Source organism: Mesorhizobium sp. (assembly GCF_041661565.1).
Classification (GTDB): Bacteria; Pseudomonadota; Alphaproteobacteria; order Rhizobiales; family Rhizobiaceae; genus Mesorhizobium.
This window is the reverse complement of record NZ_JBAZUD010000011.1, coordinates 1-21943: the sequence shown is the minus strand read 5'-3', so window position 1 is coordinate 21943 and position 21943 is coordinate 1. Positions and strand designations below refer to the sequence as shown.

Annotated in this window: 19 protein-coding genes and 1 pseudogene; 15 read left to right on the top strand and 5 right to left on the bottom strand. The window is 63.1% G+C overall.

Going from position 1 to position 21943, the window contains the following annotated elements:
• Nucleotides 1–260: 260 nt before the first annotated feature.
• The 3 genes from WC739_RS03700 to WC739_RS03690 are packed head-to-tail and all read left to right on the top strand — an operon-like array spanning nt 261 to nt 4187.
• Nucleotides 261–881 (top strand): (2Fe-2S)-binding protein, encoded by a 621-nt coding sequence (locus tag WC739_RS03700; protein ID WP_372951666.1) that lies wholly within the window; start codon nt 261–263, stop codon nt 879–881.
• Between the two features lies 1 nt (nt 882).
• Nucleotides 883–1905, top strand: coding sequence for a xanthine dehydrogenase family protein subunit M (locus WC739_RS03695; protein ID WP_372951665.1), 1023 nt, complete (start codon nt 883–885; stop codon nt 1903–1905).
• 2 nt (nt 1906–1907) lie between these two features.
• The gene (locus WC739_RS03690; RefSeq protein WP_372951664.1) at nt 1908–4187 is read left to right on the top strand and encodes a xanthine dehydrogenase family protein molybdopterin-binding subunit; all 2280 of its coding nucleotides are present in this window, start codon (nt 1908–1910) and stop codon (nt 4185–4187) included.
• A gap of 96 nt (nt 4188–4283) precedes the next feature.
• On the opposite strand, the gene WC739_RS03685 is transcribed toward WC739_RS03690, so the two are convergent.
• Nucleotides 4284–5465, bottom strand: a complete 1182-nt coding sequence (locus tag WC739_RS03685; RefSeq protein WP_372951663.1) for a LacI family DNA-binding transcriptional regulator — start codon at nt 5463–5465, stop codon at nt 4284–4286.
• Nucleotides 5466–5540: 75 nt separating this feature from the next.
• Here WC739_RS03685 and WC739_RS03680 point away from each other — a divergent pair, with 75 nt between their 5' ends.
• The 5 genes from WC739_RS03680 to WC739_RS03660 all read left to right on the top strand — a co-directional run bounded on the left by WC739_RS03680 (nt 5541) and on the right by WC739_RS03660 (nt 10388).
• A complete protein-coding gene (locus WC739_RS03680; RefSeq protein ID WP_372951662.1) occupies nt 5541–6332 on the top strand; it encodes an ABC transporter ATP-binding protein in 792 nt (263 codons plus the stop codon).
• A 17-nt stretch (nt 6333–6349) separates the two neighbouring features.
• Nucleotides 6350–7165, top strand: a complete 816-nt coding sequence (locus WC739_RS03675; protein WP_372951661.1) for an ABC transporter permease — start codon at nt 6350–6352, stop codon at nt 7163–7165.
• Between the two features lie 44 nt (nt 7166–7209).
• Nucleotides 7210–8199 (top strand): ABC transporter substrate-binding protein, encoded by a 990-nt coding sequence (locus WC739_RS03670; protein WP_372951660.1) that lies wholly within the window; start codon nt 7210–7212, stop codon nt 8197–8199.
• An 81-nt stretch (nt 8200–8280) separates the two neighbouring features.
• Complete coding sequence (locus WC739_RS03665; protein WP_372951659.1) at nt 8281–9228, top strand: nucleoside hydrolase; 948 nt, start codon at nt 8281–8283, stop codon at nt 9226–9228.
• Between the two features lie 212 nt (nt 9229–9440).
• Entirely contained in the window at nt 9441–10388 is a 948-nt protein-coding gene (locus tag WC739_RS03660; protein WP_372951658.1) for an IS110 family transposase, read from the top strand.
• A gap of 753 nt (nt 10389–11141) precedes the next feature.
• Here the strand turns inward: WC739_RS03660 and WC739_RS03655 are convergent.
• Both WC739_RS03655 and WC739_RS03650 read right to left on the bottom strand, forming a co-directional pair.
• Nucleotides 11142–11453: a hypothetical protein gene (locus WC739_RS03655; RefSeq protein WP_372951657.1), complete on the bottom strand. Its 312-nt coding sequence runs from the start codon at nt 11451–11453 to the stop codon at nt 11142–11144.
• A 13-nt stretch (nt 11454–11466) separates the two neighbouring features.
• The gene (locus WC739_RS03650) at nt 11467–11676 is read right to left on the bottom strand and encodes a hypothetical protein (protein WP_372951656.1); all 210 of its coding nucleotides are present in this window, start codon (nt 11674–11676) and stop codon (nt 11467–11469) included.
• Between the two features lie 491 nt (nt 11677–12167).
• Between WC739_RS03650 and WC739_RS03645 the strand changes: the two genes are divergently transcribed.
• Nucleotides 12168–12887, top strand: coding sequence for a GntR family transcriptional regulator (locus WC739_RS03645; RefSeq protein WP_372951655.1), 720 nt, complete (start codon nt 12168–12170; stop codon nt 12885–12887).
• Between the two features lie 7 nt (nt 12888–12894).
• Here WC739_RS03645 and WC739_RS03640 read toward each other — a convergent pair.
• Nucleotides 12895–13813, bottom strand: a pseudogene (locus tag WC739_RS03640) (SMP-30/gluconolactonase/LRE family protein).
• Between the two features lie 170 nt (nt 13814–13983).
• Between WC739_RS03640 and WC739_RS03635 the strand changes: the two are divergent.
• Genes WC739_RS03635 through WC739_RS03610 form a run of 6 tightly spaced genes read left to right on the top strand, consistent with a single transcriptional unit; the run spans nt 13984 to nt 20655 of the window.
• Nucleotides 13984–15018, top strand: coding sequence for an ABC transporter substrate-binding protein (locus WC739_RS03635; RefSeq protein ID WP_372951654.1), 1035 nt, complete (start codon nt 13984–13986; stop codon nt 15016–15018).
• A gap of 19 nt (nt 15019–15037) precedes the next feature.
• The gene (locus WC739_RS03630) at nt 15038–16492 is read left to right on the top strand and encodes a sugar ABC transporter ATP-binding protein (RefSeq protein WP_372951694.1); all 1455 of its coding nucleotides are present in this window, start codon (nt 15038–15040) and stop codon (nt 16490–16492) included.
• A complete protein-coding gene (locus WC739_RS03625) occupies nt 16489–17454 on the top strand; it encodes an ABC transporter permease (RefSeq protein WP_372951653.1) in 966 nt (321 codons plus the stop codon). The genes WC739_RS03630 and WC739_RS03625 overlap by 4 nt, the downstream gene beginning before the upstream one ends.
• On the top strand, nt 17451–18401 hold the full coding sequence (locus tag WC739_RS03620) for an ABC transporter permease (protein ID WP_372951652.1): 951 nt from the start codon (nt 17451–17453) through the stop codon (nt 18399–18401). Before WC739_RS03625 ends, WC739_RS03620 begins: the two co-directional genes overlap by 4 nt.
• A gap of 18 nt (nt 18402–18419) precedes the next feature.
• Entirely contained in the window at nt 18420–19235 is an 816-nt protein-coding gene (locus tag WC739_RS03615; protein WP_372951651.1) for an HpcH/HpaI aldolase/citrate lyase family protein, read from the top strand.
• 4 nt (nt 19236–19239) lie between these two features.
• Complete coding sequence (locus tag WC739_RS03610) at nt 19240–20655, top strand: FAD-binding oxidoreductase (RefSeq protein WP_372951650.1); 1416 nt, start codon at nt 19240–19242, stop codon at nt 20653–20655.
• Between the two features lie 666 nt (nt 20656–21321).
• Here the strand turns inward: WC739_RS03610 and WC739_RS03605 are convergent.
• Nucleotides 21322–21741, bottom strand: coding sequence for an HD domain-containing protein (locus tag WC739_RS03605; RefSeq protein WP_372951649.1), 420 nt, complete (start codon nt 21739–21741; stop codon nt 21322–21324).
• Between the last annotated feature and the right edge of the window lie 202 nt (nt 21742–21943).

Below are 21943 nucleotides of genomic sequence, written 5' to 3'. Positions count from 1 at the left end.
TGCAGCAGCCGTTGCGTTTGGATCGGGCCCCTGCCGCGAGCCAGGGCCTTCCTGGTATGCTTCTGGACAGGAACACCCGCCAATTCCCTGGTCCGCGGTTCCAGCGCGGCGCCTCACCTGGTGGCGGCCGACGGGGAGTTTCGCCTGGACAGCGCCGCAAATGCGTTCACGTTTCTCGTTCGACAGCCAAGGATTTGGAACCTTGCATCAGTACAGAGATTACGCAGCTAGGTTTTCAGCCAGCGACTATGGAGCCAGCCATGCCAGACCCAGAAACCCAAGGGACGCAACTGGTGAGCCGGCGTGGTTTCATGTCGGGATCGATCTCGGCCGTCGCCGCGGTTCCCTTCCTTGCGCCTGTTGCGGAGGCCGAAGCCGCGGCGTTCAGACAGGGCGAGCCGCGCGATCTGTCCGAGGTGTCGCTGCGCGTCAACCGCCAGTCCTACAAGATGGCGCTCGACAACCGGACCAGTCTGCTCGACGCCCTGCGCGACCATGTCGGCCTGACTGGCACCAAGAAGGGCTGCGACCACGGCCAGTGCGGCGCCTGCACCGTGCTCGTCGACGGCAAGCGGGTGCTGTCCTGCCTGAGCTTCGCCGTGCTCACGCAGGACCGCGACATCACCACCGTGGAGGGTCTGGCGTCCACCGACGGCGATCTGCATCCCATGCAGCAGGCCTTTGTCGACAACGACGCCTTCCAGTGCGGCTACTGCACCCCCGGGCAGATCATGTCCGCGATCGGCTGCGTCAACGAAGGTCATGCCGGGTCAGAGGACGAGATCCGCGAGTTCATGAGCGGCAATCTGTGCCGGTGCGCCGCCTATCCGAACATCGTCGCGGCGATCGTCCAGGCCCGCGACGAAACAAGGAAGGCCTGACATGCGCCCGTTCAGCTATGAAAGGCCGGCAAGCGTTGCGGCGGCGGTGGCGGCGGCCGCACAGCGTGCCAGGCCGCGGACGCCGCCGACCCAGTCCGACGCGCAGTTCATCGGCGGCGGCACCAACCTGGCCGATTACATGAAGCTCGGCGTCGCACAGCCCGAACGGCTGGTCGATCTCAACGGGCTCGATGATCCGGGCCTGCGCCGGATCAGGGTCGACGACGATCGCATCGTCTTCGGCTCGCTGGTGCGCATGAGCGACGCCGCCGACCATGCTGAGGTCAGGCGCCGGTGCCCGCTCGTCGCCGAGAGCCTCGTCCTGGCGGCCAGCGGCCAGATCCGCAACATGGCCACGCTTGGTGGCAACGTGCTGCAGCGTACGCGATGCGAGTATTTCCGCGAGACGTCCTGGGCCTGCAACAAGCGCCAGCCGGGATCAGGATGCGCGGCAATGGACGGCTTCAACCGCCAGCACGCAGTGCTGGGCGGCAGCGATCAGTGCATCGCCACCTATCACGGCGATTTCGCGCAGGCGTTGATCGCACTCGATGCCAGGGTCGTGGTCGAGGGACAGCAGGGCGCGCGCACGATGGCCTTCGCGGAGCTGCATCGGTTGCCGGGCGACACCCCGAACATCGAAACCGCGCTTGGCCCCGCCGACATCATCGTCGCCATCGAGGTTCCGCTGGGCCCGTGGAGCGCGCGCTCGCGCTACCTGAAGATCCGCGATCGCGAATCCTACGCCTTTGCGCTCGCCTCGGCCGCGATCGCGCTCGACATGAATGGCGACACGGTGCGGCACGCCCGCATCGCGCTGGGCGGCGTCGCCACCGTCCCTTGGAAGGCGAAGGCGGCGGAGGAAGCGCTTCAAGGCAAGGTGCTGGACAAATCGGCGGCGCACGCTGCCGCCGAGGCGGCGTTCGCCGATGCCAGGCCGCACGAGCACAACGCGTTCAAGATTCCGCTCGGCAAAAGCACGCTGGTGCGCGCCCTGCTCGAAACCCGCGACATGAAGGTTTGACCATGACCGAAGCCGCCCCCGCCCCGAAGGAAAACATGGGAGCTCCCCTTCCTCGCATCGATGCGCGGCTGAAGGTGACGGGCCAGGCGCCGTATCCGGCAGATTTTGCCGCCGCCAACGTTGCCTATGGCGTGCTGGCCACCAGCACGATCGCCAGGGGCTCGATAACGGCGCTGCACCTCGACCGCGCCCGGGCCGTGTCGGGGGTTCTCGACATCATCAGCGCCGGAGATGTCGGCTCCATCGACAAGCCGAAATTCGGCAATACCGGCGCCAGTTCCATCGGCCCGCTGCATGACACCAGGATTTTCCACGACGGCCAGATCATCGCGCTGGTCGTGGCGGACACGTTCGAAGCGGCCGCGGAGGCCGCCATGCTGGTGCGTGCCGACTACGCCGAGGAAACGCCCAGCGCTGGCTTCGACTCCAAGGGAGCGGAGACCGAAGCCGCCGCTGGCAAGAGCCCGATGTTCAAGGAAGACGTCAAGGCCGGCGACTTCGATGCCGCCTATGCAGCCGCCGCGGTGAAGATCGACCAGAAATACTCGACCCCGACCCAGCATCACAATCCGATCGAGCTCTTTTCGACGACCGCCATGTGGCAGGGCGACCAGCTCACCGTCCACGAGCCGTGCCAGAACGTTACAGGCTGGAAGGCGGAGCTGGCGCGCCAGCTGAAGATGGATCCCGCCAATGTGCGCATCATCAGTTCCTATGTCGGTGGCGCCTTCGGCTCGAAGGGTCCGATGACGGCGCGGACCGCAATTGTCGCGCTCGCGGCGCGGCGCGTCGGCAGGCCCGTCCGTTGCGTGGTCAGCCGCATGCAGGCCTTCGGGACTCAGACCTATCGGGCCGAAACCCGCCACCGGATCAGGATGGGCGCGGACAGGAATGGACGGATCTCGGCTTTCGGGCATGAAGGCTGGGAAGTGACGTCGCGGCCGGATCCCTATGTCGTTGGCGGCACATCCGCGACCGGCCGCATGTACGACTATGGCTCCGTGCTGACCCATGTCTCGATCGTGCGCGCCGACCGCAACACGCCAGGCTACATGCGCTCGCCGCCGGAAACGCCCTATGTCTATGCGCTCGAAAGCGCCATGGATGAGATGGCGGTGGCGCTGGGAATGGACCCCGTCGAGTTCAGGCGCGTCAACGAGCCGCAAAAGGAACCCATCGGCGGCAAGCCGTTCTCCAGCCGTTCGCTGCTCCAATGCTATGACCAGGCCGCGGAGGCCTTCGGCTGGTCGCGCCGGGAAGCCGCCGTCGGGTCGATGCGCGACGGCGACTGGCTGGTCGGCATGGGATGCGCGACCGCCATCTATCCCACCAGCGTCGCGCCATGCGCGGCCCGCATCCGCCTGACCGATGACGGCCAGGTCCGCGTCCAGTGCGGTTCGCACGAGATCGGTACCGGCGTGCGCACCGTGGCCGCGCAGATGGCGGCCGAGCGGCTGGCGGTCGATATCGGCAAGGTCAGTGTCGAAATGGGGGACAGCGCCTTGCCGCCCGCGCCGGTTTCAGGCGGCTCGATCTCGACGGCGAGCGTCTGCTCGGCGGTGCTGAAGGCGGCCGATGCGGTACGCGCCAGGCTGTTCGCGGCCGCCGTGGCCAAAGGCGGGCCGCTGGCGGGTTCCGGCAACGAGAAGCTCGACATGCAGGACGGCAAGGTCGTGGCCGCCAGCGGAAGATCTGCCGCCATCGCCGAGGTTTTCAAGTCTCTGCAGGTCGGCGCCATCGAAGAATATGCCGAATTCGCCCCCAGGGGGTCGACCGGCCAGGCCCTGAAGAAGCTCTATGCCGGCGAGTCCGAGTTCCACGGCGGCGAGCAGGATAAGGACTCCGTGAAATATGCCTTCGGCGCCGAATTCGTCGAAGTGCGCATCAACAGCTACACCCGCGAAATCCGCGTCCCGCAGATCGTCGGTGCCTTTGCGGCCGGGCGCATCATGAATACGCGCACCGCGCGCAGCCAGCTGATGGGCGGCATGATCTGGGGCATCAGCCATGCTTTGCATGAAGCAACCGAAATCGATCGGCGCCACGCCCGCTACGTGAACCGCGACCTGCAGGACTACCTGGTGCCCGTGAATGCCGACATCAAGAAGGTGGACGTCATTCTGGTCCCGGAAGTCGACATGGAGGTCAATCCTGCCGGCGTGAAAGGCCTGGGCGAACTGGGCAATGTGGGAACCGCGGCGGCCATTGCCAGCGCCGTCTATCATGCGACCGGCAAGCGCATCCGCGATCTTCCCATCCGGGTCGAGGACTTGCTGGCGTAGATCTGCAAACCTTCGGCGGAACTTTAGCCCTTGGCAAAGGTCGACATCGCAGGTGATCAGCAGCAGACCCGCTTGTATAGGGGTGCGCTTGGCAGATTACGTTGTCTCACGCTGGACAACAGTGGGCTCCATCAGCACCATCCGGCGCGGATGTGTCTGGTCGTCAAGAAAATCGATCAGCGCGCCGATCGCGAGATAACCGGCTTGCGATATGCGGCGTTCGATCGTCGATAACGGGCGCACCAGCAGCGGCGCTATGTAGATGTTGTCAAAGCCCATCACCGCGCAATCGTCGGGAACGGCCAGGCCGCGTTCGCGCAGCGCAACCGTCGCTCCCATCGCCAGCATGTCGCTCATGCAGGACATGGCGGAAAAGCTGGTGCGGTCGAGCAATGTGCGCGTCGCCAGCAGTCCGAAGCGGTGATTGAACGCGCCGCACTCGATCAGCTCGGCATCGACCGGCAGCCCGGCCTCGCGGTGCGCCCGTTCGAATCCTGCGCGCCTGATCCTCGTGTTCGAGGCCAAGGGATTGCCGCTGACGAAGGCAATGCGGGTGTGGCCGGCCTCGATCAGATGGCGCGCCGACAGAAAGGCGCCCTGTTCGTAATCCGTATCGATGCGCGCAGCGAGACAATCGAGGTCTGGCACCTCGCGATCCATGGACACCAGCGGAATGCGAAGCCTGTCCAGCAATTGAGCATCGGGGATCAGGTCACTTGCGGCGAGCACGATGCCATCGACGCCGTGGCTGGCGAGGAAGGTGAGATGCGCTGCCTCCTTCTGCGGATCGCTATCGGAATTGCACAGGATCGTCGAATAGCCGCGCTCGCGTGCAGCCTGGTCGCAGGCGCGCACCAGCTCGGTGAAGTAGGCGTTGAGAATATCCGGCACGATGACGCCGATGACACGCGAGCTGCGGGTGATGAGCGAGCGGGCAATCGAGTTGGGCGTGTAGTTGAGCTCCTTGACCAGCGCCCAGATTCTGTCACGGGTCGGCTCGCTTATGGATTGGTCTTTCCGGTTGAGGACCTTTGAGACCGTGGCCGCCGTCACACCTGCCAGCTGGGCGATATCTTTGATCGTTGTTGCCACGTTCCCTCGCAGCTCGACGAGCATGGCCTGTCTGCAGCCGCCATCGAACATCGCCACGCGACTAGCACGGATCGTGTCCTGCAACAAACCAACAGCGCCAGCCACACCCCGGCGCATGGTTTGACAACAGGCCAGAATGCATTTAGGTAAACGTTTACCTAAGACGGTTTGTGCTCTCTGGGGCATCGAGCAGGCGGGCCGGTTTCCGGCAGTGGGAGGACTATGCGTTTGCGAGTGAGCTTGTCCCGAGGGGGCAATTGAATGCCGGAGGGGTTGCAACCGCACAGCACCGCCGGCTGCCAAGAATCTGCCCCGACCAAGCTGTCGATCGAGAACGTCAACGTCCATTTCGGCTCGGTCGTTGCGCTCAGCGATGTCAGCCTTGACATATTGGATGGCGAATTCGTCTGTATCCTCGGCGCCTCCGGCTGCGGCAAGAGCACACTGTTCAACGTCGTCTCGGGCCTGCTCACGGCGAACTCGGGAAGGATCGTGCTCGACGGCCAGGATGTCAGCAACCGCCCCGGCCAGGTCGGCTACATGCTGCAGAAGGACTTGATGCTGCCCTGGCGCACCGTGCTCGGCAACATCACGTTGGCCGCGTCATTGACGCGGGGCGCCACCGCGCAGGACCGCGCCGAGGCGGCGGAGCTTGCCAGCCGCTATGGCCTGGGTGAATTCCTCAACCATTATCCGCACGCACTGTCGGGCGGTATGCGCCAGCGCGTGGCGATGATGCGCACCATCGCCGCGGGCCGCCAGGTAATGCTGCTCGATGAACCTTTCGGCGCACTGGACGCGCAGACCCGGCTCGGCATGCAGCAATGGCTGCTGCAGCTGTGGCGCGACCTCAAGCGAACCATTCTGTTCGTCACCCACGACGTCGACGAGGCGATCTTTCTCGCAGACCGCATCGTGGTGATGACGCCGCGCCCGGGCCGCATCGCCGAAATCCTGAAAGTCGACCTGCCACGGCCAAGGCTGCTCGAAGTGCTGACGACTGACACATTCGTCGGCCTGAAGCGGCAGATCATGCAGCACCTCTACCATTGAAGCGGCGGACCACTCGAATGAACACACGATTTGGCACGGCGGCGGGTCCCTTCCTGATCTGGATCGTGGCCATGGTGCTGATCCTTGGCGCCTGGCAGATGCTGGTCTGGCTCTCCGGCCTGCCGCCTTATGTCATCCCGCCGCCGGCACTCGCCTTTTCGACGCTTTTCGAGAACTGGCCGCGGCTCTCGGTCCTGACCGGCCAGACACTCTACGAAACCGCGATCGGCTATGTGGCGGGTGCCCTGATCGGCTTTGTTCTGGCCCTTGCCATGGGACAGATCCGCGTCGTTCAGCGGCTGGTCATGCCGGCGCTGATCATTTCGCAGGCCGTGCCGATCGTAGCTGTCGCCGCCCCTTTGGTCATCATCTTCGGCTTTGGCCTGATGCCCAAGCTGATCATCGTCGCCTGGATCGTGTTTTTCCCGGTCGTCGTCAATGTGCTGGACGGCCTTGCCTCGGTCGATCGCGACATGCTGAACCTCGCGCGCCTGATGGGCGGCGGGAGCCTGCGCACTTTTGCCATTGTAAAATTGCCGGCCTGCATCGGGCCGCTGTTTTCCGGGCTCAAGATCGGCGCCACCTATGCAGTGACGGGCGCTGTCATCGGCGAATGGACGGCTTCGTCCAAGCAGGGCCTTGGTACGTACCTGCTGACCGCCAACGCGCAGATGAACACGGCTGGCGTCTACGCCGCCATGCTGCTTCTCACCGTCATTGGCGTCGGCTCGTTCCTGCTGGTCTTCGGGCTCGAGGTGCTGGCAACGCCATGGCGCTCGCGCTCCACCGCGCCAGCCTGGGCGCAGTGGAAGCCCAAACAAGCTGCCGTGTGATCACCAGTTTCCATTCAGTCGACAACAACCAAAAGGGGAATTCAATGCAGAGTGCCTACACCAGAGCAGTTTCGGCAACCGTCGGCCTGCTCGCTCTCAGTGCAGCCTTCGGCACGGCTCAGGCCAGCGCCGCCGACCTCACGACCGTGCGCTTCGTCTATGACTGGCCGAGCGCCGACTTCGAACTGATCCCGACGCTGGTAGCCCAGCAGAAGGGCTTTTATGAAGCCGAAGGCGTCAAGGTCGATGTCATCTTCCCGCCGGACTCGCAGACCACTGCCCGCCTGCTCGCCGTCGGCCAGGCCGAGATCGGCTTTGAGGCGACCACCGACGTCGTCTTCGGTGCCTCGCAGGGCATCCCGATCACCTCGATCGGCCTCTATACGAAGAGCAACAATTGGGGCCTGTTCGGCCGCCCTGGCGAGCCGCTTTCGCTCGACACCCTGAAGGGCAAGTCGATCGCCATCTACACCGACTCCTGGACCAAGGCGATGATGCCGTTCGTGCTCAAGGCGGCCAAGCTGACCGAGGATGACGTGAAGCTGATCATCGCGCAGGATTCCGACACCAACCTGTTGCTCGCCGGCAAGATCGATATCGCCACCAACACTGAAAATTATCTGGTGCCGCAGGTGCAGGAGACGCTGAAGAAGGACCCGACCAGCCTGATCGGCAAGGCAGCCGGCGCACCCGACGTTCCGGTCTGGACCTACACCGCCTCCACCGCCTATCTGGCCGAGCATGGCGAAGTCGCCAGGAAGTGGATGCGCGCCACCGTCAAGGGCACCGAATGGGCGGCCGAGCATCCCGAAGAAGCCGCGCAAATGTTCACCAAGGCTTATCCCGAGGGCGGCAGCCTCGCCTACAACATCTCCGGCTGGAAGCTGACAGCCGCGCTCATGAAGGGCGAGACCGGCTACATGATGCAGGAAGACAAGAACTGGCTGCCGATCGCCCAGGCACTGAAGGACACCGACCAGATCAAGGAAGTCCTTCCGGCGTCGAAATACTACACCAACGAACTGCTCAAATAGTCGCTGCACGCTTCCCGACGAAGGGCCATCCCGCTTGGGATCGCCCTTTGTCACCCGTACACAGAGAGTGGAATTTCCGGCATGGCCAAGCGCAGAATCATCATCGATTGCGATCCCGGCGTCGACGACGCCATCGCGCTCCTTCTAGCCTTTGCCTCGCCCGACGAAATCGAGATTGTCGGCATCACCACGGTCATCGGCAATGTCTCGCAGCCCGCGACGACCCGCAACGCATTGCGCATTGCCGCCATGGCCAACCGCCAGGACATTCCGATCTACGCCGGCTGCAGCCGGCCGATCATTCTGCCGCACGAGCAGCGCGGCGCTTCGGTGCATGGCACCGACGGCCTTGGCGATCTCGGCGTGCCCGATGCCACGCACGCCGTGCAGGACCATCATGCGGTCGACTTCATCATCGACACCATCCTGCGCGAACCCGGCCAGATCACGCTCTGTCCGATCGGCCCGATGACAAACATCGCAATGGCCCTGATCAAGGAGCCGTCCATTGCGGCCAAGATCAGGGACATCGCCTTCATGGGCGGTGCCGCCTTCAGCGCCGGCAACACCGCGACCGACGCCGAATTCAACATCTGGATCGATCCGCATGCCGCACAGGTGGTGCTGTCATCCGGCATCCCGATGACCATGTTCGGCCTCGACGTGACGCGTCACGCGACGCTGACCCAAGCCAGGTTCGACCAGCTCGATCGCGACGCCAGTCCGATCATGCAGACGGCCATCGCCATGATGCGGCACTACGGCGGCGGCGACGCCAGCCTCCACGATCCCTGCGTGATAGCGTTCCTCATTGACCCGACACTGTTTAGGGGGGTCGACGCGGTGATCGAAGTCGACTGCGACGAGGCCGGCTCCTACGGCCGCACGCGCGCAACGCTGGTCGAGAACGGCCGTGGCCAAGGCCAATCGGTCTGCCACGTCATAACCGAGGTCGACGATGAGCGGCTGTTTCAACTGATCGACCGGAGGCTCAGACTGTTGCGACCCACGCAGGAAATGGCGGCTTGAACTGCTTGTCTTATGACTTTCCGTCGTTTCAAGGCCAAAGTGGGTTGCCGCCTGCGGGCCTTCACCACCCGCAGGCGGCGGGAGGGGTGGGATCGATGAACCGCCGGTCGTGATGGACCGAGCTAGAGTATGATCGCCCCTCTCTTTTCCATGAGGCCTGAACGGATAGCCGGGTTTCTAGACCCGGATGACAAGCACGGGACACGGAAAAGATGACCGCAACCATAGCACTAACGCTCGGAATCGACATCTCGAAAGATCGCCTCGACGTTCATCTGCTGCCGGAAGGTACGGAGCGGCAATACGCCAACGACGCCAGCGGTCTACGCGAACTGATCCGCTGGCTGGCGCCTCTTGCGCCTGCCCGCATCGTCTACGAGGCGACGGGCGCCTACCATCGGTTGCTCGAACGCACGTTAGGTGCCAAGGGCCTGCCGCTGGTCAAGATGAACCCACAGCGCACGCGTGCCTTCGCAAAGGCCGCCGGCCGCTTGTCCAAGACCGATCGGATCGATGCCGCCATGCTCGCCCACTTCGGCGCGCTGATGGCGCCGCAGATCCGGCCGATCCGCAGCGATGCCCTTGATGCGCTTTGCGAACTGGTCGCTGCCCGACGAGCGCTGATCAAGGACCGCACCGCCACATTGAACCGACAGAAGTCTTTGACCATCCCGCTGTTGAAGCGTCAGGCCGAGCAACGGTTGAAACAAATCGCTGCCCAGATCACAGCGATCGACACCGAATGCCGAACCCATATCGCCAGCGAACCCGATCTCAGACGTCGCTTCGATATTCTCACCAGCATTCCGGGGCTTGGAGAGGCGAGCGCCTTCGCCATCGTCGCTGACATGCCCGAACTGGGTGCACTCGAAAACAAGCAAGCTGCAAGCTTGGCCGGCCTTGCCCCGGTCGACCGCCAATCCGGCCAGTGGAAGGGCAAGAGCTTCATCCAGGGCGGCCGGCAAATGCTCAGGCAGGCACTCTACATGCCCGCCCTCGTCGCCATCCGATTCAATCAGCCTCTTAAGGCAAAATACGAAAGCCTCCGAGCAGGCGGAAAACCTGCAAAAGTCGCCATAACCGCAATCATGCGAAAGCTTGTCGTCCTCGCAAACGTGCTCATCAGGGACGACCGAAAATGGGCTCCAAACATTCCTTGACCAAGACGGATACTCAAGCCTTTCGGTGGCGCAAAATCACGCTGCCACCGTTCCAAAAGATCGCCCTGCTGATCGGCCCCCCGCGGGCGGCTTGTCATCCTGTGTGCCGGCGCTACCCGGCCTGCTCGCAGCCCCGTGCCGCCGAGCCTGCCTTAAGCGCACTCCGTATGGAACTGCGCCACGCCTGAGCCGACACGGCTTAAGAACAACAGCTGTCCGAGACAAATGCGGCTCCGGGTATTCGGGCAAAAGGCCGGGCGCCTCCCCCGAGGACTGTGGCGACCCGCTCCGGAATGCGGAGCAGGGCGGCCAAGCCCGTTACGGAAAGAAAGACGCTTATGCCAAATCTCGTCCTGGGCGCTCCCAGGCGCAGGGGCGATGGGTTTACGCCCTGGATCTGCTTGACGAAGGGCCGCGACGTCTTGTCGTAGAGCGCAACCGCTCGCGCGAGATTTCCCGAATGGCAGTGATCGCTCTGTGGATTGTCGAAGCCCTGTTCAGAGCTCTCCCTGAGCACGAAGTAGCCTTGCGTTTCCGCCGGGCTATGGCTCCGCAGAACGAGTTGACTGTGAAGTCTGGAACCGTAGCAGGCGCAGTGGTCTTGGAAAGAGGCCCATGGCGGCTGCCACGGCTGCAGCCACCTCGCCATTGGCCGGAGTTGGGTTGTTGTCTGAAAATCGCGGTCAGCGGTGATGATTGCCTTATTCGCCAAGCGAAGGCTTAGCCTCGCGCGACCACGCAATGAGGCCAGCATTATCCGGCGTGGTTGTCTTTCCGTTGACCCAACAGCCGGTTGAAGTTGAGCGGTGCGGGGGGAAGAACCTCGGTCATCTCGAACAGCGGGACCGTTGAGGCCTCCGGCGCCGTTTGCCTGGCCTTGAGGTCGGTGATTTCCTCGTCGCGTCGTGCAATTCGGCTTTCCAGATTGGCGATGCGTTCAGTCAGGAAATAGCGCCCAACAGCAAACCCACCGCCACCAAAGAGCAATGCAAACGTCGCAAACGCAGCCGGGTTGGCGGCCACCAGCATAGTGTTGCTGCCTATGAAGGCGATAAGGTCGTGCATCGGGCTTGTCCGATCACCCCACAACAGGCGGCGCATGATCATATGCAATGGAAACTACCCCGGGGTGCCGGTGAGCAATCGCCGGTATCTGAGTCTCAAGCTCGCAATTGTAGGCCATTAGCGCCTTGACGGTTTCAAGGGGGCTCTCGTAGCGGGCAATCAGCTTGACGGCTTCCGCGTGCAGCTCGGCTTTGGCTTCGGCGTCAAAGTGCATCGTGCCCATACGGGTTCCTCTCCTGGCCTCTGGCGCGGCTTGGTACTCATGGCAATTGAATGCCAAGCCCTTCCGCCAGAAGAGAACAAAAAGGGAACAAAATTGTCAAGAGCGAATTGAAGACGGGAACTGGTTCGTCGCTGTATGGCTCTTTGGTACTCGCCGCCCTCGCGGTTTTGTGTTTCACGGCCTCGGCGGCGCGGAAGGCTAGAAGCCGCTTCCCAAACCGCGTTGACGGGGCTGGACTCAAACAAACCTGCGCTATTCGTCCCGCGTCGAACGCCCCGTCGCGGAGATATCTGGCGCGCCATAGAAAGCCGCGTCGAAGGCAGGCTTGTCCGGAGCCACAATTGCCTGGTTACGTCATGGCGATGGGATGTCGGCTACTTCCCGTCATGCAGTCCGGCTTGGGGACGGAGGCAGGCAACCGCCATTGGCAATTTTATCTGCCATGTAGTACCTTTTAAACAAGTTGCCGTTCCCCCCAAAAGTCTGTCGCCATGAATGCCTCGCCGGAACTGACCATTGACCGTCCGAGATCCCTGGCCGCGACTGTGGCGGATCGGCTGCGGCAGGCCATCGTCGATGCGGAACTGGCCCTTGGCAGCGAGATCTCCGAAGCCAGCCTTGCCACCAAACTCGGTGTCAGCCGCACGCCGGTGCGTGAGGCTTTGAACTTGCTGCAGCAGCAGGGCATGGTGACCATCATTCCGCAACGGGGAAGCTATGTTTTCTTCCCGACCGAACAGGATATTGTCGACCTGTGCGAATACAGGATTGTTCTGGAAAACCGCGCGGTCAGCTTCTCGATGGCCCGGCAACGTGAGGCAACGCTTGCCCGGTTGAATGATGCACTGGCGATCATGGAACAGGCGCGCAACGATGGCGATCCAGTGGCCTATTCAAGAGGCGACACGCTGTTTCATGAAGCCTTTGTCCGAAACTGCCGCAACCGCTATCTGCAGGAAGCCTACGATCTGGTGTCGGGCCAGATATCGACACTGAGGACGCATCTCTCGGTGCCGATCGCCGGAGCGCAGGATCGGTCCTGGGTCCACCACCGGCAGATCGCCGAAGCGTTCGCCGCAGGTGACGTGCCGGCCATAGAAGCTATTCTGACCGAGCACATACTGGCTACGCGCCAGTCCTATATCGAAGCCATGCATGATGGGCTGATCAAGGCTCCAGGCCGGATCGACATGGCCGCCCCCCGCCCTTGACAGACCTTCAAAACGTCTTGGCGCCGGCTACCGGGAGCCGCACGCCGTAAAGCGACGTCGTCCCACAGATGTAGAGATAGTTTCGCTTCGGCCCGCCGAAGCAGAGGTTGGCCACTACCTCCGGCACCATGATCTTGCCGAGCAGTGTGCCATCCGGATCATAGCAATGCACGCCGTCGCCAGCGCTCGTCCAGATGCGCCCGTGCATGTCCAGCCTCAGCCCGTCGAAGCAGCCATGCGTGCATTCGGCGAACACGCCGCGCGGCACCAGCCGGCCATCTTCGCCGACATCGAAGCTGCGAATATGCCTTGGGCCATCTGGGCGGTGGCTTCGGCCGGTGTCGACGATGTAGAGGAGGCGTTCATCCGGCGAAAAGGCGATGCCGTTGGGCTGGACAAAATCATCGGCAACGACCTTGAGTTCGCCACTGCGCGCATCGAGGCGATAGACGAAATTCCCTGCCTGCTCCACCTCGCCCTTTTGCCCCTCATAGTCGGAATCGATCCCATAGGTTGGGTCGGTGAACCATAGGCTTCCATCCGATTTCTCGACGAGATCGTTGGGGCTGTTAAGGCGCTTGCCCAGGTAGTTGTCGGCCAAGGTGATCACCTGGCCGTCAATTTCGGTGCGCGATACCCGCCGGCCGCCATGTTCGCAGCTTACCAGCCGGCCGGCGCGGTCCACGGTGTTGCCATTCGCATGCCCCGAGGACTGCCGGAATACAGCGACGCTGCCGCTGCATTCGTCATAGCGCAGCATGCGGTCATTCGGAATGTCCGACCACACAAGAAAACGACCCGCTGGAAAATAGGCGGGGCCTTCCGCCCAGCGGCATCCTTTAAACAGCTGGTCCCAACTGCGCGCTCGGGACGAATAGGCGCTCGAAGCGACTGTCCAGGACTTCGAAGCACGCATTTCCATCCATCTCGCACCTCCAATCATTGCCGCGGGCAAGCTGATTGGGGCAGGGACGTGCCTCTTGTCAAGGCATCTGATATACGGTACCTTAGATACAGCTACCTCAGCGGGTGGCGTGGCCAACGGCACGGGTCGGCCCGTAACGCAGCCAGGGGGAATGTCTTTTGGGAGGAAAACATGATACGATTGAATGGTTTGCTTGCCGCGACCACTTTTGCGGTAGCTATTTCGGCAACCTTGGCCTTCCCGGCGATGGCTGACACTGCTGGCAAGAAGATCGCCCTGTCGAACGGCTATGCCGGCAATTCCTGGCGCCAAAGCATGCTGCAAAGCTGGGCCAAGATCGGCGACAAGGCTGTGGCCGACAAGACCGTTGCGGCCGCCGACGCCTTTACCACGGCGGCGCGCGAGGCGCCGCAGCAGGCTGCCCAGATCCAGAACCTGATCTTGCAAGGCTATGACGCCATCGTGCTCAACGCGCTGTCGCCGGATGCGCTTAACGGCGCGGTCAAGCAGGCCTGCGACGCAGGCATCGTCGTCGTCGCCTTCGATGGCCTCGTGACCGAACCTTGCGCCTACAAGGTGACCGTCGACTTGGCCGAAACCTACGGCGCCGAGCAGGTCCGGCAGATGGCCAAGCGGCTGCCCAATGGCGGCAACATCCTCTATATACGCGGCGTCGCCGGCACCAGCATCGACGATGACGTCACCAGAGGCGTGCTGCGCGAGATTGAGAAGCACCCCAACCTCAAGATCGTCAGCACCGTCCATGGCGATTGGGACCAGACAACGGCGCAGAAGGCGGTCACCGGCGTGCTTCCTTCGCTGCCACAGATCGACGGCATCATCGATCAGGGCGGCGACGGCTACGGCACGGCGGAAGCGTTCCGTTCAGCGGGTCGCCGGCTGCCCATCATCATGCTCGGCAACCGCAAGGACGAACTGGTCTGGTGGAAGAAGCAGATCGATGCCAACGGCAAATACGACACCTGGTCGGCATCGGAAGCGCCAGGCATGGCGACCTTCGCCTTCTGGGTGGCGCAGCAGATCCTTGATGGCAAGCCCGTGCCCAAGGAAGTGCCGATGGACATCCTGTTCGTCGACCACGAAACCCTGGACGCGCAGATCGCGGCGACGCCGGATGGCGGCGTCGCCAATGTCGAATACTCGCAGGACGACGTGGTCAAGGCCATCGCCGCCGCCAAGAAATAGGCGAGCGTCAGGGTTTATGATGATCGCCGAAAACACTTCGGTCGTTGCGTTTTCTGCGATTGCCAAATCGTTTGGCACCGTGAAAGCGCTCTCCGGCGTCGACTTTTCGGTCGACGCCGGAGAGTGTGTCGGCCTGGTGGGCCACAATGGTGCCGGCAAGTCGACGCTGATGCATATGCTGGCAGGCACGTTGCAGCCGGATTCCGGCCACCGCGTGATTACGGGCCGGGAGATGCCTGACTATTCCGTCGTGCTCGCCCATAGGCTCGGCATACGCTGCGTTTTTCAGGAATTATCGCTCTGCCCCAACCTGACGGTTGCCGAGAACACCCGCATCACCCATCCCTCGCTGAACGGTTGGGGTTCCCTCAGGCGCGCCGACGAGATGATCGTGGGCCAGCTCGACGAGATCTTCCCCGGTCATGGCATCGCCGGAACCGACATTGTTGGCGAGCTCTCGATCGGACGTCGACAAATGATCGAGGTGGCGCGCGCCTTCACACGCGCCTCGGACCCTATCGCGCTCGTCATCCTGGATGAACCGACATCCTCGCTCGATACCCACGCGTCTTCCCAGTTGTTGGCGTTCGTGCGTCGCGCGGTCGCCGGCGGCACAAGCTGCATCTTCATCTCGCATCTGCTGAACGAAGTGCTGGCATCGACCGACCGGATCGTCGTCATGCGTGACGGCAAGGTGTCGGCGGCCGGCGCGACCTCGAGCTTGGACCGGGAAAAGCTGGTTGCGGCAATGGTCGGCCTGCCGAAGGAACGGCCGGCCGGCGTGGTCGCTGCGCAACGCGCCGATGCCCCGGTCCGTGTCAGGCTCGGCACCACGCAAGATGCGGATTTTCTCGCTCGGGCCGGAGAGGTGGTCGGCCTTGCGGGCCTCGCCGCGCACGGGCAGAGCGCGCTGCTCTTACGCATATTCGAAGCCGCCGGGCGGCGCACGCCGGGCGTCGAGGTCACCGCTCCGGTCGCCGTGGTCGCGGGCGATCGCCAAAGCGACGGCGTATTTCCGCTGTGGTCTATCCTTGAAAACATCAGCGTCCGCTCGCTGTCGGACATGAGCAGACACTTTCTCATTTCGCAGGATATGCAGCGCTCGCTGGGCGAGACATGGCACCGGCGGCTCGGCATTCGTACGCCCGACATGGGCAATTCCATCCTGTCGCTTTCCGGAGGCAATCAGCAGAAGGCGTTGTTTGCCCGGGCGCTCGCTTCTGACGCCGGGATTATTCTCATGGACGATCCCATGCGCGGCGTCGACATCGCCACCAAGATCGAAGTCTACGACATCATCCGGGACGAGGCCGCTAAGGGCCGCACCTTCATCTGGTACACCACGGAGTTCGAAGAGCTGGAGAACTGCGACCGTGTCTATGTGCTGCGCAACGGTACAATCACCGCGGCACTCGATCGGGGCGAGGTGAGCGAAGAAAACGTCATCCGCTCGTCTTTCGGAGAAGCGGCATGAGCGACGCGGCCATTCCCGAACGCCGTGGCGCGGCCCTGCTGTCGCCGGCACTGTTGCGGACGGCGCTGCCTTTCGTCTCTCTGGCCTTGATGCTGCTCGCCATCGGCTGGCTCAACCCGCGCGCAATCAGCTACATGGGCTTCAATCTCATGCTGAGCCTTGCGGTGCCGGTCGCGCTGGCGACGGTCGCGCAGATGTTCGTCATCACCGTCAACGAGCTCGATCTTTCGGCTGGCTTCTTCATCAGCTTCGTCGCCGGCGTCGCTGTGACGATGCTGAACCAAACGCCTTTGCTTGGCGTCGCCATTATCGTCGGCGCGGTTCTCGTCTATGCGGCAATCGGCGCGCTGATCCATCTTCGCGACCTGCCTTCGATCGTCGTCACGCTCGGCATGGCTTTCGTCTGGCAAGGCCTGGCGCTGATGGTGCTGCCTCAGCCGGGCGGCAAGGCGCCTAGCTGGCTGCAGGCCATGATGGCCGTCAGGATCCCCTTCGTGCCGTTCCCGATCGTGGCCGCCGTGGTGATTGCGCTGGTCGTCCATCTGGCGCTGATGAAGACCAGCTATGGCGCGGTGCTGCGCGGCATTGGCGGCAACCAGGCGGCGGTGGCACGGGCCGGCTGGTCGGTGCTGCGCGCCAAGGTGCTGGCCTTTGCGCTTGCCGGCGTCTTCGGCGTGCTGTCGGCGCTGGCGCTGGTCGGCCTTTCGACGGCCGCCGACGCCAATATCGGCGCTGGCTACACGCTGCTGGCGATTGCCGGTGTCATCCTCGGCGGCGGCGAGTTCATGGGTGGCAGGGTGTCCGCCGCCGGCGCGGTCGCTGGCGCCATCACGCTGACCCTGGCGTCGGCCTCGCTGTTGTCCTTCATGCACATTCCGACCGACTGGCAGATCGGCGCCAATGGCGCGATCCTGATCATCGTGCTGGCTGTGCGGGCCCTGATCGAAAGGCGCGCCGCATGACCGTCCTGCTCAAGAGCCTGCTGGCCAGGCCATGGATCTGGTCGTTCATCGGAGCGGCAATCGTCTTCGTCGCCTCGATCGCTTTCACCGGCGGCTTCGGCGCCGGCGGCATCGCGGTGGCGGCGCTTTCGCTGGCCTCCTTCGCGGTGATCGTCGGCCTCGGCCAGATGTTCGTGATGTCGCTCGGCCCCGGCAATGTCGACCTGTCGCTGCCCGCCAATATCGGCCTCGCCAGCGCCATCGCCATGAAGGTGATGAACGGCTCCAACACCATGATCGTCGTGGGACTGACTGCCGCGCTTGCCAGTGGCCTGCTGATCGGTCTGTTCAACTACCTGCTGATCCGCATGCTGCGCATTCCGCCCATCATCGCGACGCTGTCGACGAGCTTCATCGTCCAATCGGTCGACATCAGCTACGGGCGCGGCCTGCAGGTCAAGCCGCCGCCCGGCTTTGCCGACTTCACCGATATGCGCCTGCTCGGCGTTCCGGTCTTCGTGCTGTTGGTCGTGGCGTTGACAATTGTCGCGGCGGTGGCGCTCGACCGCACGGTCTATGGCCGCTCGGTGCTGGCCATTGGCCAGAACATGCGGGCGGCCTGGCTGGCTGGCATCAAGGTCGAGCGTATCCGCCGCGCTACCTACATGCTGTGCGGTGCGCTGGGTGGTTTGAGCGGCGCCTTGCTGGCTGCCTATTTCCGCGGCTCATCCACTGACATCGGCAACGAATACCTGCTCGCTTCGATCGCCGTCGTCGTGATCGGCGGGACTTCGGTGGCGGGCGGGCGCGCCAACGTGCCGGGCCTGTGGGGGGCAGCCCTTTTCCTCGTCCTGCTGCAGGTCATGCTGAACACGTTCGGCGCCGACGCAAGCGTTCGCCTCGTCACCACCGGTATCGTCATCATCGCTGTCATCACGGCCGCGGGCGGCCGCAAATCCATACGCTGATAGAAAGGGAATTCGATCTTGTTCAAGCTTAATCCACTGAAGAAACGGCTGGCCGCCGGCGAGCGCCTGTTCGGCACATGGATCGCTTCGGGCAGTGCGACCAATGTTGAAATCCTTGGACAGACCGGCTTCGATTTCCTGCTCATCGACCTGGAGCACGGGCAAGGCGAGCTTGGCGAGCTCATTCATATGCTGCGCGCTGCAGAGGTCGCCGGCACACCCTGCATCGTGCGCGTGGCGTGGAACGATCCGGTCATCCTGAAGCGCGTCCTCGACGCCGGCGTCGACAGCATCATGATCCCGATGGTCGAGACGGCGGAGGAGGCGGCCGCAGCCGTTCGGGCCTGTCACTATCCGCCGCACGGCGCGCGCGGCTATGCGGCGCCGCTGGTTCGCGCGTCGAACTATGGCCTGGTCAACGACTACATCGACATCGCCAACGACAACATTCTGCTCATCGTGCAGATCGAATCCACCGCGGCCGCCTCGCGGGCGGCGGCCATTGCCGCGGTCGCCGGCGTGGATATGGTGTTCATCGGGGTGAATGATCTCGCCGGCTCGATCGGCCGGCTGGAACAGCTCGATCACCCCGACGTGCGCACCAGCGTGCGCGAGGCTGAGGACGCCATCCGCGCCTCCGGACGCTGGCTCGGCACCGTTCCCAGCGCCGGGGCGTCGTGGCGCGACCTGTTCGAAGCCGGATACAACCTCGTCCCCGTAGCAAGTGACATAACGCTGCTGCGCGATGCCGCCATTGCCTGCGTGCGCGAACAGATCGAACAGCGCGACGGTGCAGCCGGCGCGCCGGCACTCCAGCCGAAACGCGGCTACTGACCACATGGGCGAAAGCGTCACGGACCAAGTCCAGCCCGATGTTGTCGAGGCCCTGAAGGCCGCCCTTGGGTCCGCCGTGTTGAGCGGTGTCGACATTCCTGCCCGTAACGAGCAGGACTGGAGCACCCTTGCGCCGGTTCGCCCGCTGGCGGTCGTTCGGCCGGCGTCCCCGGGGGACGTGGCGGTCGCGGTCGGCATCTGCCACCGGCGCCGTACCCCGGTGGTTCCACAGGGTGGGCTGACGGGGCTTGCGGGAGGGGCGACGCCGATCGAAGGTTGCGTGGTCATCTCCCTTGAGCGGTTCACCGGCATAGAAGAAATCGATTGCGACTCCGCCACCATGATTGTGCGGGCCGGAACGCCGCTCGAGGCCGTGCAACGGGCGGCCGACGATGCGGGCCTGTTCTTCGCGCTCGATCTCGGATCGCGCGGATCGTGTACGGTCGGCGGCAATCTTTCCACCAATGCCGGGGGCAACCGGGTCATCCGCTATGGCATGATGCGGGAAATGGTTCTCGGCCTCGAAGTGGTGCTGCCCGACGGCACGTTGATGACCAGCCTCAACAAGATGCTCAAGAACAATGCCGGCTATGACCTGAAGCAACTGTTCATCGGTAGCGAGGGCACTCTTGGGATCGTCACCCGTGTCGTGCTTCGCCTCCATCCAAAGCCCGTCAGCACCATGGCGGCAATGCTGGCGCTGAACAGCTACGAGGATGTGCTTAAACTGCTTGCCGCCATGCGCTCCGGTTTGGGGCCATTGCTGTCAGCTTTCGAGGTCATGTGGAGCGACTACTGGGCCGTTGCGACCGGCGAGGTGAAAGGCGTTCGCAATCCCTTTTCCGCAAATCATGCCTTCCTCGTGCTGGTGGAAGCACAGGGCAGCGATGCGGAAGCCGATCCCGTTCGCTTCCAGAGTATCCTCGAAAAGGTCGTCGAAAACAGCATCGTCGTCGACGCGGCGGTCGCTCAGTCGCTGTCGGACGTGAAGGCTTTCTGGCAGACACGCGATGCGGCAGCCGAATTCAAACAGGTTCTCGGTCCACATCTGTCCTTCGATATCGGCTTGCCGGTCGCGGCGATGGACCGCTTCGCTGCGGAATGCCGAGAGACGCTGCTGCGTGATGTCGATGGCTGCCGATCCTATTTCTACGGCCACATAGCGGACGGCAACATGCACATCATCGCCCATGTGCCCGCGCGCACTCCGCAGCCGATCGCGCGCATAGACCGGGCCGTCTATGATCTGGTGAACAAGCATCACGGCACGGTCTCGGCCGAGCACGGCATTGGCTTGAGCAAGAAGCCTTATCTTTCATTGACCCGCAGTCCCGAAGAGCTGCATCTGATGCGTGTGCTCAAGCAGGCTCTCGATCCCTTTGGTGGCATGAATCCGGGCAAGGTATTCGATCCGGTCTGACAAATCCTTCGATCCTAATCTATCCGTAGAGACCCGGCAGAAACGCTTCGCGTGACCGTGACGACGCCGATGAAAATCCTCGTTGAACAGCCGCCCGTCTACATCGACGACAGGCAAGGGCTCTCAACTTTGCAGCACGTGCAGTATCGTGCCGGGTTACGTTATGGTCGTCGTGCAGGCCTAGCAGTCCGCAGGGTCGCTGGTCTGGCGGTTGCGGCCTGCGACAACAGCACCGAGCCGACAGAAGCCAACACCGACACTGTCAACAAGAACCCGATGGTTGATCAGGATGCCAGTGACGGTACGATTTTCCGACGCCATAGGCAGCCGCGGACCGAGCCAAGGTGTTGCGGGAAGAGGACACGAGGCTGTATTCTACATCTGTTCGAAAATATTATTCCGATCCTTTCGAAAAGACCAACACCACGAGCGAAAGCCCGATGAAGACCACCGCCAGCTACTGGCGCATCAATGCCGTAGGCTTGGCGACGATTTCATGTGGGCATATGAAACTCCCGACACCGCGGCGAAGGCAGTCGCGGGTCACGGCGCGTTGATCCTGAAAAGGCGCATTGATGTCGAACCGTCGGAAGACAAGAGGCATACGCCCCACGTCCTGGAGCAGACCGCTCGTGCGCACACCGAGCCGGGCTTAGCCTCGGGATGCTAGCTGCGCGGAAACTCCTCATCAAGAATGCGTAGTGCCTCTTCGTATTCGTCAGTCGATGCCCCAACTTGTCGCGCCTGCCAGACATTGTCTTCCAGATCCGCACGCTTCACCGGCAGAGCCAATGGGTTCGATGCGGCGCGTCGCACGAAGGCGAAATAATTCTCGCCGTCTCTGCGCGACATGGCGTCGACAGCAGAAGCGACCTTCGAACCAAAGCCCGCTTCCTCGAGCTTGGTCCGCGTCCAGCCATCGCCTTTTTCCAGCACGTCATGAAGATAGGCAACGACCTTCTGATCCATGGTGTCGACAGCATCAACGACACGCCGGCAATGCTCGATGTAAGGTTGCCCGGTCTTGTCGCGTTGTGACGAATGGACCTCTTCCGCGATCTTGGCCGCGCGGTAAAAGATGCTCATCTGGCTTCCTCCTCAGGCAAAGGTTTCACCATCGCTCCTCGGTATCGCGGTGCGGCAGCTCTATTCCACAGCAAACCCAGCCAAGTCGCTGCCCCGACCCATAGTTGTAGCGCGGCTCCAGGTGGGCCGGATCGTCGAACGTCCCAACATGCAGCGCGATCTCGCCGGGCGAGGCGTCATAAGAAAGGCTGAGCGGCGATCC

Bases quoted from the DNA above. Each gene is read 5' to 3' on its own strand.
- WC739_RS03685 (WP_372951663.1), bottom strand. From the start codon at position 5,465: ATGCCCCAGAGAGCACAAACCGTCTTAGGTAAACGTTTACCTAAATGC.
- WC739_RS03645 (WP_372951655.1), top strand. From the start codon at position 12,168: ATGAATGCCTCGCCGGAACTGACCATTGACCGTCCGAGATCCCTGGCC.
- WC739_RS03670 (WP_372951660.1), top strand. From the start codon at position 7,210: ATGCAGAGTGCCTACACCAGAGCAGTTTCGGCAACCGTCGGCCTGCTC.
- WC739_RS03665 (WP_372951659.1), top strand. From the start codon at position 8,281: ATGGCCAAGCGCAGAATCATCATCGATTGCGATCCCGGCGTCGACGAC.
- WC739_RS03690 (WP_372951664.1), top strand. From the start codon at position 1,908: ATGACCGAAGCCGCCCCCGCCCCGAAGGAAAACATGGGAGCTCCCCTT.
- WC739_RS03650 (WP_372951656.1), bottom strand. From the start codon at position 11,676: ATGGGCACGATGCACTTTGACGCCGAAGCCAAAGCCGAGCTGCACGCG.
- WC739_RS03680 (WP_372951662.1), top strand. From the start codon at position 5,541: ATGCCGGAGGGGTTGCAACCGCACAGCACCGCCGGCTGCCAAGAATCT.
- WC739_RS03605 (WP_372951649.1), bottom strand. From the start codon at position 21,741: ATGAGCATCTTTTACCGCGCGGCCAAGATCGCGGAAGAGGTCCATTCG.
- WC739_RS03655 (WP_372951657.1), bottom strand. From the start codon at position 11,453: ATGCACGACCTTATCGCCTTCATAGGCAGCAACACTATGCTGGTGGCC.
- WC739_RS03625 (WP_372951653.1), top strand. From the start codon at position 16,489: ATGAGCGACGCGGCCATTCCCGAACGCCGTGGCGCGGCCCTGCTGTCG.
- WC739_RS03630 (WP_372951694.1), top strand. From the start codon at position 15,038: ATGATCGCCGAAAACACTTCGGTCGTTGCGTTTTCTGCGATTGCCAAA.
- WC739_RS03675 (WP_372951661.1), top strand. From the start codon at position 6,350: ATGAACACACGATTTGGCACGGCGGCGGGTCCCTTCCTGATCTGGATC.
- WC739_RS03635 (WP_372951654.1), top strand. From the start codon at position 13,984: ATGATACGATTGAATGGTTTGCTTGCCGCGACCACTTTTGCGGTAGCT.
- WC739_RS03620 (WP_372951652.1), top strand. From the start codon at position 17,451: ATGACCGTCCTGCTCAAGAGCCTGCTGGCCAGGCCATGGATCTGGTCG.
- WC739_RS03695 (WP_372951665.1), top strand. From the start codon at position 883: ATGCGCCCGTTCAGCTATGAAAGGCCGGCAAGCGTTGCGGCGGCGGTG.
- WC739_RS03610 (WP_372951650.1), top strand. From the start codon at position 19,240: ATGGGCGAAAGCGTCACGGACCAAGTCCAGCCCGATGTTGTCGAGGCC.
- WC739_RS03660 (WP_372951658.1), top strand. From the start codon at position 9,441: ATGACCGCAACCATAGCACTAACGCTCGGAATCGACATCTCGAAAGAT.
- WC739_RS03700 (WP_372951666.1), top strand. From the start codon at position 261: ATGCCAGACCCAGAAACCCAAGGGACGCAACTGGTGAGCCGGCGTGGT.